The 13,960-nt window shown below is 59.4% G+C and carries 10 protein-coding genes; all 10 read right to left on the bottom strand.

Annotation, left to right across the window (positions count from 1 at the left end):
• Nucleotides 1-43 precede the first annotated feature (43 nt).
• Nucleotides 44-1,981 (bottom strand): acetate--CoA ligase, encoded by a 1,938-nt coding sequence (gene acs / locus F8N44_RS12540; RefSeq protein WP_150650530.1) that lies wholly within the window; start codon nucleotides 1,979-1,981, stop codon nucleotides 44-46.
• A gap of 229 nt (nucleotides 1,982-2,210) precedes the next feature.
• Entirely contained in the window at nucleotides 2,211-3,875 is a 1,665-nt protein-coding gene (gene pgi / locus F8N44_RS12535) for a glucose-6-phosphate isomerase (protein WP_102900508.1), read from the bottom strand.
• A 231-nt stretch (nucleotides 3,876-4,106) separates the two neighbouring features.
• Nucleotides 4,107-4,487 (bottom strand): aspartate 1-decarboxylase, encoded by a 381-nt coding sequence (panD, locus tag F8N44_RS12530; protein WP_003205654.1) that lies wholly within the window; start codon nucleotides 4,485-4,487, stop codon nucleotides 4,107-4,109.
• 210 nt (nucleotides 4,488-4,697) lie between these two features.
• Complete coding sequence (panC, locus tag F8N44_RS12525) at nucleotides 4,698-5,558, bottom strand: pantoate--beta-alanine ligase (RefSeq protein WP_150650529.1); 861 nt, start codon at nucleotides 5,556-5,558, stop codon at nucleotides 4,698-4,700.
• Nucleotides 5,555-6,355, bottom strand: a complete 801-nt coding sequence (gene panB, locus F8N44_RS12520) for a 3-methyl-2-oxobutanoate hydroxymethyltransferase (protein ID WP_127929806.1) — start codon at nucleotides 6,353-6,355, stop codon at nucleotides 5,555-5,557. Before panB ends, panC begins: the two co-directional genes overlap by 4 nt.
• A 397-nt stretch (nucleotides 6,356-6,752) precedes the next feature.
• Nucleotides 6,753-7,238, bottom strand: coding sequence for a 2-amino-4-hydroxy-6-hydroxymethyldihydropteridine diphosphokinase (gene folK, locus F8N44_RS12510; protein ID WP_150650527.1), 486 nt, complete (start codon nucleotides 7,236-7,238; stop codon nucleotides 6,753-6,755).
• Nucleotides 7,239-7,242: 4 nt separating this feature from the next.
• The gene (locus F8N44_RS12505; RefSeq protein ID WP_038369032.1) at nucleotides 7,243-8,646 is read right to left on the bottom strand and encodes a polynucleotide adenylyltransferase PcnB; all 1,404 of its coding nucleotides are present in this window, start codon (nucleotides 8,644-8,646) and stop codon (nucleotides 7,243-7,245) included.
• A 733-nt stretch (nucleotides 8,647-9,379) separates the two neighbouring features.
• Entirely contained in the window at nucleotides 9,380-10,816 is a 1,437-nt protein-coding gene (locus F8N44_RS12500; protein ID WP_150650526.1) for a sigma-54-dependent transcriptional regulator, read from the bottom strand.
• A gap of 22 nt (nucleotides 10,817-10,838) precedes the next feature.
• Complete coding sequence (locus F8N44_RS12495; RefSeq protein WP_161986513.1) at nucleotides 10,839-13,793, bottom strand: sensor histidine kinase; 2,955 nt, start codon at nucleotides 13,791-13,793, stop codon at nucleotides 10,839-10,841.
• Nucleotides 13,777-13,953 carry a hypothetical protein gene (locus F8N44_RS12490; RefSeq protein WP_003176118.1) on the bottom strand — a complete coding sequence of 59 codons (177 nt, stop codon included), beginning with the start codon at nucleotides 13,951-13,953 and terminating at the stop codon, nucleotides 13,777-13,779. The genes F8N44_RS12495 and F8N44_RS12490 overlap by 17 nt, the downstream gene beginning before the upstream one ends.
• Nucleotides 13,954-13,960: the final 7 nt, after the last annotated feature.

Here is a 13,960-nt window from a genome sequence, read left to right as displayed (position 1 = left end):
AGTGAAGAAGGGCGGGCGCGACCGGTTGACCGCGCCCGTAGTGTTACTGATTGAGGCGCTTGTCGATCAGGCCTTGCACCACGCTCGGATCAGCCAGAGTCGAGGTGTCGCCGAGGCTGTCGAGTTCGTTGCAGGCGATCTTGCGCAGGATGCGCCGCATGATCTTGCCTGAACGGGTTTTCGGCAAGGCCGGCGCCCACTGGATCAAGTCCGGTTTTGCGAAGCTGCCGATTTCCTTGCTGACGTGCGCCAGGAGTTCTTTCTTCAGCTCGTCATTCGGTTCGGTGCCGTTCATGGGGGTGACGAAGGCGTAGATGCCCTGACCTTTGACGTCGTGTGGGTAACCGACCACGGCGGCCTCGGCGATGCTGTCGTGCAACACCAGTGCGCTTTCCACTTCAGCCGTACCGATGCGGTGACCGGAAACGTTGATCACGTCGTCGATGCGCCCGGTGATCCAGTAATCGCCGTCCTCGTCGCGCCGTGCGCCGTCGCCGGTGAAATAGTAGCCGGGGTAGGGTTTGAAATAGGTATCGACCATCCGTTGCGGGTCGCCATAGACACTACGGATCTGCGCCGGCCAGCTGGATTTGATCGCCAGCACGCCGCTGCCGGCGCCTTTGATTTCCTTGCCTTGTTCATCGAGCAGCACCGGTTGCACGCCGAACATCGGTTGCGTGGCGCAGCCCGGTTTGATCCGCTGCGCACTGACCAGTGGGCTGAGCATGATGCCGCCGGTTTCGGTCTGCCACCAGGTATCGACGATGGGGCAGCGCTGTTCTCCTACGACATTGAAATACCATTCCCACGCCTCCGGGTTGATCGGCTCACCGACGCTGCCAAGTAGTCTTAGGCTGGCGCGCGAGGTTTCCTTCAACGGTTCGGCGCCTTCGCGCATCAACGCGCGTAAAGCGGTAGGAGCGGTGTAGAAAATGTTGACCTTGTGTTTATCGATGACCTGCCAGAAGCGTGAACTGCTCGGATAACTCGGCACACCTTCGAACATCAGCGTGGTCGCGCCATTCGCCAGCGGGCCGTAGACGATGTAGCTGTGGCCGGTGACCCAGCCGACGTCGGCGGTGCACCAGAACACTTCGCCGTCGCGGTAGTCGAGCACGTATTTGAAGGTCATCGCCGCTTGCAGCAAATAACCGCCGGTGGTGTGTAAAACTCCTTTCGGTTTGCCAGTGCTGCCGGAGGTGTAGAGGATGAACAGTGGGTCTTCGGCGTCCATTGGTTCCGGCGGGCAATCGTCGCTGACGTCGCGCACAGCCTGGTGATACCAGAGGTCACGGCCCTCAACCCAATCGACTTTGCCTTGGGTGCGCTCAACCACCACGACGGTGCTGACGTCCGGGCAACTCTGCAGGGCTTTGTCGACATTCTGTTTCAGCGGCACGAACTTGCCACCGCGCACGCCTTCATCCGCCGTGATCACCGTGCGGCAATCGGCATCGAGAATGCGGTCACGCAGGGAATCAGGGGAGAAACCGCCGAACACTACCGAATGGATCGCGCCGATCCGCGAACACGCGAGCATGGCGTAAGCGGCTTCGGGGATCATCGGCATGTAGATGCACACCCGGTCGCCTTTCTTCACGCCACGGCTTTTCAGCACGTTGGCCAGGCGGCAGACATGGTGATGGAGTTTTTTATAAGTGATTTGTGCCGATTCGGCCGGGTCGTCGCCTTCCCAGAGCAGGGCAGTCTGCTCGCCGCGCTGGTCGAGGTGGCGGTCGATGCAGTTGTAACTGACGTTCAGTTTGCCCCCGGCAAACCAGGCAGCTTCACCGGTTTTCAGGTCATAGCGCTGAACGGTCTGCCACGGTGTGCTCCAGTCGAGGAACCGCGTGGCCTGTTCGGCCCAGAAGGCCGTGGGGTGTTCAAGGGATTCGCGGTACAGGCGCCGATAGTCGTCCTGACTCAATTGCGCAGCCCGGCGGACGGCATCGGCTTTGGGGAACGTGCTGATATCGAACATGACGGTTCCTTATTCTTGTTGTGCGACAAGAGGGGAGCTGTACGACCCTCGTAGGAGCTGCCGAAGGCTGCGATCTTTTGATCTTGTTTTTAAGATCAAGAGCAAAAGATCGCAGCCTTCGGCAGCTCCTACAGGGATCGTTTACGCCACCGATTCTGCGATTGGCCCGGTGCCGTGGAACTGTCGATGTTGCAAGCTGTAGGGGCAGGCAAACCGCCCCTTCAGCCTATCACCCGCGGTGACGACCGCGGAAGTAGTTGATCAGGCCCTGGGTGGAAGGATCATCGGCAGTGGTCTCATCGCTGCCGACCAGACGGTTGTAAACGCCTTTGCCCAGTTCCTTGCCCAGTTCCACGCCCCATTGGTCGAAGGCGTTGATGCCCCAGACCACGCTCTGTACGAACACTTTGTGCTCATACATCGCCACCAGCGCGCCGAGACGACGCGGGCTGATGCGTTCGACCACGATGGTGTTGCTCGGACGGTTGCCCGGGATCACCTTGTGCGGCGCGAGTTTGTGCACTTCTTCTTCGCTCATGCCTTTGTCGCGCAACTCTTGCTCGGCTTCCGGCAGGGTCTTGCCGAGCATCAGCGCCTGGCTCTGCGACAGGCAGTTGGCGTACAGCCACTGGTGATGGTCGGAGACCGGATTGAAGCTGACGATCGGCACAATGAAGTCGGCCGGGATCAGCTGCGAACCTTGATGCAGCAACTGGTGGTAGGCGTGCTGACCGTTGCAGCCGACGCCGCCCCAGATCACCGGACCGGTATCGGTCGACACCGGCGTGCCGTCCTGACGCACGCTCTTGCCGTTGGATTCCATGTCCAGCTGTTGCAAGTGCTTGGTGATGTTACGCAGGTAGTGGTCGTACGGCAGGATCGCGTGGCTTTGCGCGCCCCAGAAGTTGCCGTACCACACACCGAGCAGGGCCAGCAGCACCGGCATGTTCTGTTCGAACGGCGCAGTCTGGAAATGCTGGTCCATGGTGTAGGCACCGGACAGCAATTCCTTGAAGTTGGACATGCCGATGGCCAGGGCAATCGGCAAACCGATGGCCGACCACAGCGAATAACGTCCGCCGACCCAGTCCCACATCGGGAAGATGTTTTCTTCGCGGATACCGAACGCCACAGCCGCCGCGTTGTTGCTCGAAACGGCGATGAAGTGCCGATACAACTCGGCTTCCGAACCGCCCTGCGCCAGGTACCAGGCACGTGCGGCCTGAGCGTTCTTCAAGGTTTCGAGGGTGTTGAACGACTTCGAGGAAACGATGAACAGCGTGGTCTCGGCGCGTAGTTTCTGCGTCAGCTCGTGGAACTCACTGCCGTCGATGTTCGCCAGATAGTGGCAACGCACGCCTTTCTGCGCGTACGACAGCAGCGCTTCGGAGACCAGTTCAGGGCCGAGGAACGAGCCACCGATGCCGATGTTGACCACGTCGGTGATCGGCTTCTCGGTGTAACCGCGCCACAGACCGTCGTGAATGCGGCCAACCAGATCGGTGATCTGGTTCAAAACCTTGTGGACTTCCGGCATCACGTTGACGCCATTGACCGACAGCTTGTCGCCCACCGGGCGACGCAGGGCGGTGTGCAGCGCAGGGCGGCCTTCGGACGTGTTGACGATTTCGCCTTCAAACAACGCTTTGATGGCGCCTTTGAGATCGACTTCATTGGCCAGACCGACCAGCAGGTTGCGGGTCTGGGCGTTGATCAAATTCTTCGAATAATCGAGAAACAGTCCGCAGCTGCTGAGGGTGAACTGGTTGAAGCGCTGCGGATCGGCGTTGAAGGCTTCGCGCATGCTGAAATCCTGCATGGCTTGGCGGTGATCTTTCAACGCTTGCCAGGCGGGCAGAGCGGTAACGTCTTGAGGAGTGAGGTAATACGCCATCGCTGCGGTTTTCCTTTTTACTTGAACGGCCTTTTGAACACTGAACAGACCCGGCACGCCAGGTTTGGGCATGGGATCAACTGCGTCGACACGATTTCTGGACACAGGGCGAATACAGTAAACCTCGCGCTGCGTTCTGTCTTGACTTTGTCTGACCAGATCCCTGTACTTTTTTAACATCAAGACCGGGAACTGGCCGACAAACGGAGGGGAAGCGGGGCGATTTCGCGATCAGGCGAGCTGAACCGGGATGGCGTTGCTGGTGTGGCTCAGCTCATTGCCCGGCGCCATGTAAAGCATGCGCGGCTTGAAATTGACCAGCTCGGCTTCGCTGTAATGGGCGTAGGCACAAATGATTACGCGGTCGCCGACCTTGGCCTTGTGCGCAGCGGCGCCGTTGACGGAGATCATCCGCGAGCCTTCTTCGCCACGAATCGCGTAGGTGGTGAAACGCTCACCATTGTCGACGTTATAAATCTGGATCTGCTCGTATTCACGGATGCCGGACAAGTCCAGCCACTCGCCATCAATGGCGCACGAACCTTCGTAATCGAGCACTGCATGAGTAACTTCGGCGCGGTGCAGTTTGGCCTTGAGCATGATCGCGTGCATGAGGGTTTTCCCGGGTTGGAATCGAACGGCGGGCAGTGTGCCCGAAGGCTTTGGGAGCGGCAATATGGCGTGAAATGCAATTTTCATAACACCGAAAACCACTGTGGGAGCGAGCCTGCTCGCGAAGGCGGTGTGTCAGTCAACATTTGTGCTGAATGACACACCGCCTTCGCGAGCAGGCTCGCTCCCACAGGAGGTATTGCGATGTTTTTAAGCGGGGGTGTCGAGATTCAGGTGCAGGTTATCGATCAACCGCGTAGTGCCGAGGAACGCCGCCACCAGAATCACCAGATCACGGTCTTCAGTCGTTGCCGGGCGCAAGGTCAGGGCGTGGCGTATTTCCAGGTAGTCCGGGCGCAGGCCTGCCGCTTCCAGCTGTTGCAACTGGGCACTGATCAGCGCCGGGAAATCCCGTTCACCTTGCTTGATCGATTCGGCAATGTTGCTCAGCGAGCGATAGACCACCGGCGCCACGGCACGTTGTTCTTCACTGAGGAAACCGTTGCGCGACGACAACGCCAAGCCATCGGCGGCGCGAACAGTTGGCTCGCCGATGATCTGGATCGGCATGTTCAGGTCATGCACCAGCGCACGGATTACCGCCAGTTGCTGGTAGTCCTTCTGGCCGAAAATCGCCAGATCCGGCTGGACCATGTTGAACAGCTTGCTGACCACGGTCGCCACGCCTTCGAAATGCCCCGGACGGCTGGCGCCGCACAGGCCTTCGGACAATTGCGGCACGCTGACCCGGGTCTGCCCGGCCATGCCGTCGGGGTACATTTCCTCGACAGTTGGCGCGAACAGCAGGGAGCAACCGGCTTCAAGGAGTTTTTCCTGATCTGCTGCCAACGTGCGCGGGTACTTGTCGAGGTCTTCGCCGGCGCCGAACTGCAGCGGGTTGACGAAAATGCTCGCGACCACGAAATCCACGCGTTGGGTGGCTTTGGTGATCAGCGCGACATGACCGCTGTGCAGGTTGCCCATGGTCGGCACGAAGCCGATGCGCTTGCCTTCACTGCGGGCGCGGGCTACGGCGGCGCGCAGTTCGCGTACGGTTTTAACGGTGTTCATGCAGAGAATCCGTGTTCGATGCCAGGGAACGTGGTGGCTTTGACTTCGTTGACGTAAGCCTTCAGTGCGGACTGGATGCTGTCCTGACCGTGCATGAAGTTCTTGACGAATTTCGGCACGCGGCCAGTGATCGACAGGCCAAGCATGTCGTGCAGCACCAGAACCTGACCGTCGGTGGCGTTACCGGCACCGATACCGATGACCGGAATCTTCACTGCCTGGCTGATTTCAGCGGCCAGTTCACTCGGTACGCATTCCAGCAGCAGCATCGCCGCGCCGGCCTGTTCCAGCGAGATCGCATCGGCACGCATCTGCCGCGCCTGGTTCTCGTTGCGTCCCTGCACTTTATAACCGCCAAGAATGTTCACCGCTTGCGGGGTCAGGCCCATGTGCGCGCAAACCGGCACACCGCGTTCGGCGAGCAGACGAATCGACTCGGCCAGCCACAACTGACCTTCGACCTTGATCATGTGCGCACCGGCCTGCATCAGCATGGCGCTGTTAGTCATGGTTTGTTCAAGGGTGGCGTTGGCCATGAACGGCAGGTCGGCGAGGATCAGAGCATCAGTGTTGCCGCGTTTGACGCAGGCAGTGTGGTAGGCCATTTCTGCGGTGGTCACCGGCAGGGTGCTGTCGTGACCTTGCAGGACCATGCCGAGGGAGTCGCCCACCAGCAGCACTTCGACACCGGCCTCATTGCAGGCGTGGGCGAAGGTCGCGTCATAGCAGGTCAGCATGGTGATCTTTTCACCTTTCTGCTTGAGGCTCTGGAGCGTGGTCAGGGTGATGGCTGGCATGTAAAAAATCCTCGTTCAGGCGCTCTGGAAACTACTGCGAGTAACGCGCGTGATTCTTCATCTACTCAGGCGCACGCTCTTTTGTCGTGCTTATAAGGCCTGGATTGCGCCCGTATGTGCCGGGTTGACGGCAGCGGGACGCCTATAGTCGTGATGAGCCAACAGGAAGTCAATTGCGTGTGTTACCGCATTGTTACGAGGGGAGTGTTACCGGCGTTACTGATGCGATTCAGCGGCGCGGCGGGGCTGATTCGGCGGGTTTTTGTCCGACAAGATCCAGCGTATGCAATAAACCAATGTGAGAGCGAGCCTGCTCGCGAAGGCGGCGGATCAGTCAACACAGTGTTGAATGACACACCGCTTTCGCGAGCAGGCTCGCTCCCACAGGGGATTGTAATCAATCTGTCGGGAGGCGTTCCAAGCCGACGAACGGGCAGGCTGCCAGAAGGTCGGGGAGGTTTCGGCCGTCGGCAAGACGCAGCTCTTGCGGCGCCAGTTCGGCAAGGGGATAGAGCACGAACGCGCGTTCCTGAATCTGGTAATGCGGGACTTTCAGGCGTGGCTCGTCGATCAGTCGATCACCGAACAGCAGGATGTCCAGGTCCAGCGTGCGCGGGCCCCAGCGTTCCAGACGCTCGCGGCCCTGATCGTTTTCGATAGCTTGCAAGGCATCAAGCATTTCAAGCGGTGCAAGTGAACTGTCCAGCGCCGCGACTGCGTTGGTGTAACGCGGTTGGCCCGGCAGCAACGAGTCGCTTTGATAGAAGGCAGAAACGCCAGCGAGGGTGGTTTGCGGCAATTGCCCCAGCGCCTCGACGGCGCTGCGCAATTGTTCGGCCGGGTCAGCGAGGTTGCTGCCCATGCCGATGTAGATGCGTTCCATGCCTTTACTCGCCGGTCGAAGCGCTCGGTGCGCCGGCGCGTTTGCGTTTGGAACCGCTGCTGCGGCGACGTTTGCGTGGCGCACCGCTGGCGTCATCACCCTTGCCGCTGAGGTCGCGGATCATGTCGCGACGTTCGCTGTCGTTGGCGTCCTGATAGTCCGTCCACCATTCGCCCAGACCATCCGTTTCCTCGCCAGCGCTTTCACGCAGCAGCAGAAAGTCGTAACCGGCGCGGAAGCGTGGGTTGTCCAGCAACAGGTCGGCGCGTTTGCCGCTGCGGCGTGGCAGACGCTCCTGCATGTCCCAGATCTCGCGGATCGGCATGGTGAAACGTTTCGGAATCGCAATGCGCTGGCATTGTTCGGCGATCAGTTCGTGAGCGCCTTCCTGCATTGCCGGGATCGGCGGCATGCCACGTTCTTGCAGGCGCAATACGCGGGCCGGCAGGGCTGGCCACAACAGCGCGGCAAACAGGAACGCCGGGGTCACCGGTTTGTTCTGCTTGATGCGCAGATCGGTGTTGGTCAGCGCTTCGCTGATCAGCGTGTGGGTGTATTCCGGGTTGTGTTCCAGCGCATCGGCACTGGCCGGGAACAGCGGGGCGAACAGTTGCAGATCGACCAGCATTTCGAAGGTGATCGCGCCGTGCCCCGAAAGGAACAGTTTGAGCACTTCTTCGAACAGACGCGCCGACGGGATCTCGCGCAGCATTGGCGCCAGTTCACGGATCGGCTGCACGGTGTGCTTCTCGATGCCGAAGTTGAGCTTGGCGGCAAAACGCACGGCACGCAGCATGCGCACCGGGTCTTCCTGATAGCGCTGTTTCGGATCGCCGATCAGGCGGATCAGGTGGTTGCGGATATCGTGTACGCCGTTGGCGTAGTCGAGGATGCGCTCGCTGACCGGATCGTAATACAGGGCATTGATGGTGAAGTCGCGACGTTGCGCGTCTTCTTCCAAGGTGCCGTAGACGTTGTCGCGCAAAATCCGCCCACTCTCGTTGCGCGAAGACTGATTGCTGTCTTCGTCGTCTTCGTTGACCGGGTGATTGGCGCGGAAAGTCGCGACTTCAATGATTTCGCGACCGAAATGGATGTGCACCAGTTTGAAGCGACGACCGATGATCCGCGCATTGCGGAATTCGGCACGGACCTGCTCAGGCGTGGCGCTGGTGGCGACGTCGAAATCCTTGGGCGTGATGCCCAGCAGCATGTCACGCACGCAACCGCCGACCAGATAAGCCTGGTAACCGGCACCTTGCAGGCGTTCGACGATATTCACCGCATAGCGGCTGAATTGCGTTTTCTGCAGCGAATGTTGGCCGCTGTTGAGCACTTCAGGGGTGCTGCGGATGTGTTGCGTACGACGCACGGGAGTTCGGAATGACTGGAACAACTTCTTCAGCATGGGATGCACTGTTTGAAGGAATGTTCGGCCATACCAAAGAATGACCGCATGATGGGCGCAGATTCTAGCATTTAGTCGGGGGATGGTGTAGGACACCGCCGATTTGAGCTGCAAGCCGCAGGCTACAGGCATCGCGGGCGATAAAAATGGAGGATTTTGCCGGGGGGAGAAACTACAAGGGGAGCCGAAGCTCCCCAAGAAGTAGTTGCGTGCTCTTTTTATTATTGATTCGGGCTTCTTGTTTTTGTTGAGTGCCCTCGCCACGAAGTGTTTCCTTCGTGACCCTCCCAATCGGGAGCCAAGAGCAAACGGATTGCTTTGGTCGCTGAATTGCAGTGATCTCTCGATCCAACCAGTACAGGCTCTGTCTTAGGACAGTTTTTGTTGTTCTCGGCCTGGTCGTGGGGCAAGCCCCAAATACAACGCCTCTCCAAAAGAATCAGTTAGCTGCGCCTCTCGCCGTCTTGTTTTTATTGTGCGTGAGTCGATTCGTCTTATTTTTATTGTCTTGTGCATTGCTTGTTATTGTTCTTGTACTAAACATATAGCAGGGGGCGTGCCAACTTTTGTGAAACCCAATAAAACAAGGGGTTAGGTCGATATAACCGTTTTGTCGGGGCGAAAAAAAGCCGGGGTTTCGTTACCGATAACCCCGGCTTCTGTTACGTGAAAGGACTGAGGTAACAGTTTTTTCACATCCTCAAGCGTTACCTGCACACTCGACAGGTAACGTTCAGCTCTCGCTGGCGACCCCGGTCTTGCGCCGAGGAATGCCCAGACGCTGACGGCGTTCCCACAGACATTTACGGCTGACGCCCAGTTTGCGCGCCAGTTCGGTCTCGGTCATGTGGTCCTGATGCTCAAGGACGAAATGCTGGAAATAGTCTTCCAGCGACAGGTCTTCGGTCGGCTCATGGCTGCTGTTGCTGGCGTTACCTGCCGTTTGTGGCGGCAGACCGATGAACTCGTCGTCTTCCAGGTCGCTCAGCTCGATGTCGATGCCGAGCAGATCGGCGGAGATTTCCGGGCTTTCGCTCAGAATCACTGCGCGCTCGACCGCGTTCTCCAACTCGCGCACGTTACCCGGCCAGGAATAATGCCGGATCGCCTGTTCGGCATCCGCAGCAAATTTCAGGTCGGTACGGTTAATGCGCGCACTTTGGCGAGCGAGGAAGGCGTTGGCGATTTCGTTGACGTCGGCACCACGTTCGCGCAGGGCTGGCAATTTCAGGGCGATCACGTGCAGGCGGTAATAAAGGTCTTCACGGAACTGGCCGATTTTCGCCAGACTCTTGAGGTCCCGGTGAGTGGCCGCAATCAGGCGCACATCGACTTTCTGCGACTGCACCGAGCCGACCCGGCGAATCTCGCCTTCCTGCAACACGCGCAGCAGGCGAGCCTGAGCTTCCAGTGGCAGTTCACCGATTTCGTCGAGGAACAACGTGCCGCCGTCCGCCGCTTCGACCAGACCGGCACGACCGGCGCTGGCGCCGGTGAACGCGCCTTTCTCGTGGCCGAACAGTTCGGACTCGATCAGGCTTTCCGGAATCGCCGCGCAGTTCACCGAAATCATCGGTGCCTTGGCGCGTTTCGACAGGTTGTGCAGGGCGCGGGCCACCAGTTCTTTACCGGTGCCGGACTCGCCCTGGATCAACACATTGGAATCGGTCGGCGCGACCTTGCGGATCTTGCTGTACAGATCCTGCATCGGTGGGCAGGAACCGATGATGCCGATTTCACCGTTACTGTTGTCGACGGCAGATTTGCCGCTGCCATTAGCCGGTTTGCTGGCAACCGCTTCGCCGGCAGCCGGTGCCGATTGGCGATCACGCAGGATCCGCGCGACAGCCTGGAGCATTTCGTCGTGGTCGAAAGGCTTGGCGATGTAGTCAACCGCGCCCATCTTCATCGAGTCGACCGCCGAGCGCAGGCTGGCGTAACTGGTCATGATCAGCACCGGTGTGCCCTGGCCGAGCTTGATCAGCTCGGTGCCCGGCGCGCCCGGCAAACGCAGATCGCTGACGATCAGATCGAACGTAGGAATGGTGAAGCGTTCTTGTGCTTCCTGCACTGAACCGGCTTCGCTGACCTGATACTGGTTGCGTTCCAGCAGGCGGCGCAAGGCGGAGCGGATAATTGTTTCGTCTTCGACGATCAAAATGTGCGGCATTGATTCGATACTCTCGACGGTCTCAGTTCACAGCGGACGTCGCTTCGACATGACGCGGTAAGGTCACCCGGATACGGGTGCCGCGTTGGCTTTGTACATCAGCCGGGCTGTCGATGGTGATTTGTCCATAATGCTCTTCAACGATGGAATAGACCAGTGCAAGGCCCAGACCGGTGCCTTCGCCAGGATCCTTGGTGGTGAAGAAGGGTTCGAACAATCTATCCATGATGTTCTTCGGAATACCACTGCCTTCGTCTTCGACGATCAGATCGACCGTGTGTTCGCCGGCTTCGCTCTTGACCCGTACCGCGCTATGCGGCGGCGAGGCGTCGCGGGCGTTGGAGAGCAGATTGATCAAGACCTGAGCGAGTCGCTGCGGATCGCCTTCGACCCAGTGATCGGGATCGCACAGGTTGTAGAACTGCACTTCAAAATTGCGTCGGTTCAGCGCCAGCAGGCCAATCGCATCCTGGGCCACTTCGGCCAGACAAACGGGCTCGTCACTGTGCTGGTGGCTGCCTGCGTGGGCGAAGCTCATCAGCGACTGCACGATGCGTGACACACGTTTGGTCTGTTCGAGAATCTGCCCGCTGATTTCCGTCAGTTCGCCGTCGTCTTCACGTTCTTCGCGCAGGTTTTGCGCCAGACAAGCGATGCCGGTGATCGGGTTGCCGATTTCGTGGGCCACACCGGCGGCAAGGCGACCAATGCTGGCCAGGCGCTCGGAGTGCACCAGTTTGTCTTCGAGCATCTGCGTTTCGGTCAAATCTTCGACCAGTAACACCAGACCACTGTTACCCGGTGCGAGCGGTTCATCAATTGCCGCTTTGTGCAGGTTCAGCCAGCGAGTCTGACCGTCGAGGGCCAGATGCTGTTTGTGCAAATGCTCGTCCGGCAGATCGATGAAGCCTTGCAGCAGGCCTTTCCACGGCTCGCCAATGGTGCTCAAACGCGAACCAACCACGCGTTGCGCGGCAATCCCGGTGAGTTCTTCCATGGCCTTGTTCCACATCAGGATCTCTTGATCCTTGGCCAGCGAGCAGACGCCCATCGGCAGTTCCTGCAACGTCTGCCGGTGATAGCGGCGCAAGGCATCGAGTTCGGCAGCCAGACCTGTGAGACGCGAGTGGTAATCCTCGAGGCGGCTTTCAATGAAGTGGATGTCTTCGGTCACATAGTTTTCGCCGCCGGCCTTGTACGGCAGGAAGGTTTCGACCATGTCCTGCGCCACGCTCGGGCCCATCAGGCCGGAGAGGTTGGCTTCAATGCGATCGCGCAAACGGCGCAAGGCGTACGGGCGGCGTTCGTCGAATGGCAGATAGAGGTCACGCAGCGCTTGTTCGACTTCCTTCTGCGCCGCCTTGGCACCCAACGGTTTCGCCAGTTGTGTAGCGAATTCCTGTGGCGAAGCGGCGTGCAGTTCACGTCGCTGCGGGCGACGAACGTTATCCACCGCGCAGGCTTCGGCAGCGCTGGCTTCTTCGGGGCTGGCGTTGGTGAACAGCGAGATCAGGGTGAACATCAAGACGTTGGCGGCGAGCGAGGCGATGGCCGCCATGTGCCAACTGGTGTCGTCGAGCACATAAATCATGTTCAGCAGCGGGATGTAGAAACCCTGCAGATTGCCGACCAGCGGCAACAGCATGGTCACCACCCAGACCAGAATCCCCGCCAGCAGACCGGCGATAAAACCGCGACGGTTGGCGGTCGGCCAGTACAGCACCGACAACACGCCCGGAAGAAATTGCAGGGTCGCCACAAACGCGACGATACCGAGGTTGGCCAGATCCTGCTCGGCGCCGAGCATCAGGTAGAAACCGAAACCGGCCATGATGATCGCGACGATCAATGCGCGGCGGGTCCATTTCAGCCAGCGGTAGATATTGCCTTCGGCCGGTGGCTGATAAAGCGGCAGCACCAGGTGGTTCAACGCCATGCCCGACAGCGCGAGCGTGGTGACAATGATCAGCCCGCTGGCTGCCGATAAGCCGCCGACATACGCGAGTAACGCCAGCGGTTTGCTGTTGGCGGCAATGCCGATGCCGAGGGTGAAATATTCCGGATTGGTCGTCGCGCCGAGTTTCAGGCCGGCCCAGAGGATCAGCGGCACTGCCAGACTCATCAGCAGCAGGAACAGCGGTAAACCCCAGCTCGCACTGACCAGTGAGCGCGGGTTGAGGTTTTCGGTAAAGGTCATGTGATACATGTGCGGCATCACGATCGCCGAGGCGAAAAATACCAGCAACAACGTACGCCACGGGCCTTCCTGCAGCGGCGTGTGCAGGGCGGCGAGGGCGGTCTGGTTTTGCAGCAGCCACAGCTCAAGTTGCTGCGGGCCGTCGAACACGCCGTACAGCGCATACAAACCGACGCCGCCGAGGGCAACCAGTTTGATTACCGATTCAAAGGCAATCGCGAACACCAGGCCTTCGTGCTTCTCGCGGGTGGCGATATGCCGGGAGCCGAAGAAAATCGTGAACAGGATGATCAGCGCACAAAACGCCAACGCCACGCGGCTCTGAATGGGCTCGCCGGTGAGGATGCCGATGGAGTCGGCCACCGCTTGAATCTGCAGCGCCAGCAACGGCAGCACACCGATCAGCATGAAAATCGTGGTCAGCGCGCCTGCCCAGGTGCTGCGAAAGCGGAAAGCAAACAGATCCGCCAGCGAGGACAGCTGATAGGTGCGGGTGATTTTCAGAATTGGATAAAGCAACACCGGCGCCAGCAGAAACGCGCCGGACACGCCGAGATAACTGGAGAGAAAGCCGTAGCCGTACTGATAGGCGAGGCCGACCGTGCCGTAAAACGCCCAAGCACTGGCGTAAACCCCCAGTGACAGGGTGTAGGTCAACGGGTGGCGAATGATCGCGCGCGGGATCATGCCCCGTTCGCTGATCCAGGCAACGCCGAACAGCACCGCCAGGTACGCGGCGCTGACCAGGATCATCTGGGTCAGGCTAAAGCTCATCGGCATCTTTTTGGCTCTGCAGGATGAAGGTTACGACAATCAGGATCAGCCAGAGCAGATAGGGGCGATACCAGGCGCCCGTAGCGTCGATCCACCAATCCATGATGGCGGGGGAAAACAGATAGATCCCCACGACTAAAAGCAGGACCAAGCGATAGATGTACATCCCGGCC

Source organism: Pseudomonas fluorescens (genome assembly GCF_902497745.1).
Classification (GTDB): Bacteria; Pseudomonadota; Gammaproteobacteria; order Pseudomonadales; family Pseudomonadaceae; genus Aquipseudomonas; species Aquipseudomonas fluorescens_BM.
Note: the sequence above shows the minus strand (reverse complement) of the source record. Positions and strands in the feature narration are given on the sequence as shown.

What these genes read in the sequence shown, in the direction of transcription:
- acs (WP_150650530.1), bottom strand. Translation starts at nt 1,981, where the DNA reads ATGTTCGATATCAGCACGTTCCCCAAAGCCGATGCCGTCCGCCGGGCT.
- pgi (WP_102900508.1), bottom strand. Translation starts at nt 3,875, where the DNA reads ATGGCGTATTACCTCACTCCTCAAGACGTTACCGCTCTGCCCGCCTGG.
- panD (WP_003205654.1), bottom strand. Translation starts at nt 4,487, where the DNA reads ATGCACGCGATCATGCTCAAGGCCAAACTGCACCGCGCCGAAGTTACT.
- panC (WP_150650529.1), bottom strand. Translation starts at nt 5,558, where the DNA reads ATGAACACCGTTAAAACCGTACGCGAACTGCGCGCCGCCGTAGCCCGC.
- panB (WP_127929806.1), bottom strand. Translation starts at nt 6,355, where the DNA reads ATGCCAGCCATCACCCTGACCACGCTCCAGAGCCTCAAGCAGAAAGGT.
- folK (WP_150650527.1), bottom strand. Translation starts at nt 7,238, where the DNA reads ATGGAACGCATCTACATCGGCATGGGCAGCAACCTCGCTGACCCGGCC.
- F8N44_RS12505 (WP_038369032.1), bottom strand. Translation starts at nt 8,646, where the DNA reads ATGCTGAAGAAGTTGTTCCAGTCATTCCGAACTCCCGTGCGTCGTACG.
- F8N44_RS12500 (WP_150650526.1), bottom strand. Translation starts at nt 10,816, where the DNA reads ATGCCGCACATTTTGATCGTCGAAGACGAAACAATTATCCGCTCCGCC.
- F8N44_RS12495 (WP_161986513.1), bottom strand. Translation starts at nt 13,793, where the DNA reads ATGCCGATGAGCTTTAGCCTGACCCAGATGATCCTGGTCAGCGCCGCG.
- F8N44_RS12490 (WP_003176118.1), bottom strand. Translation starts at nt 13,953, where the DNA reads ATGTACATCTATCGCTTGGTCCTGCTTTTAGTCGTGGGGATCTATCTG.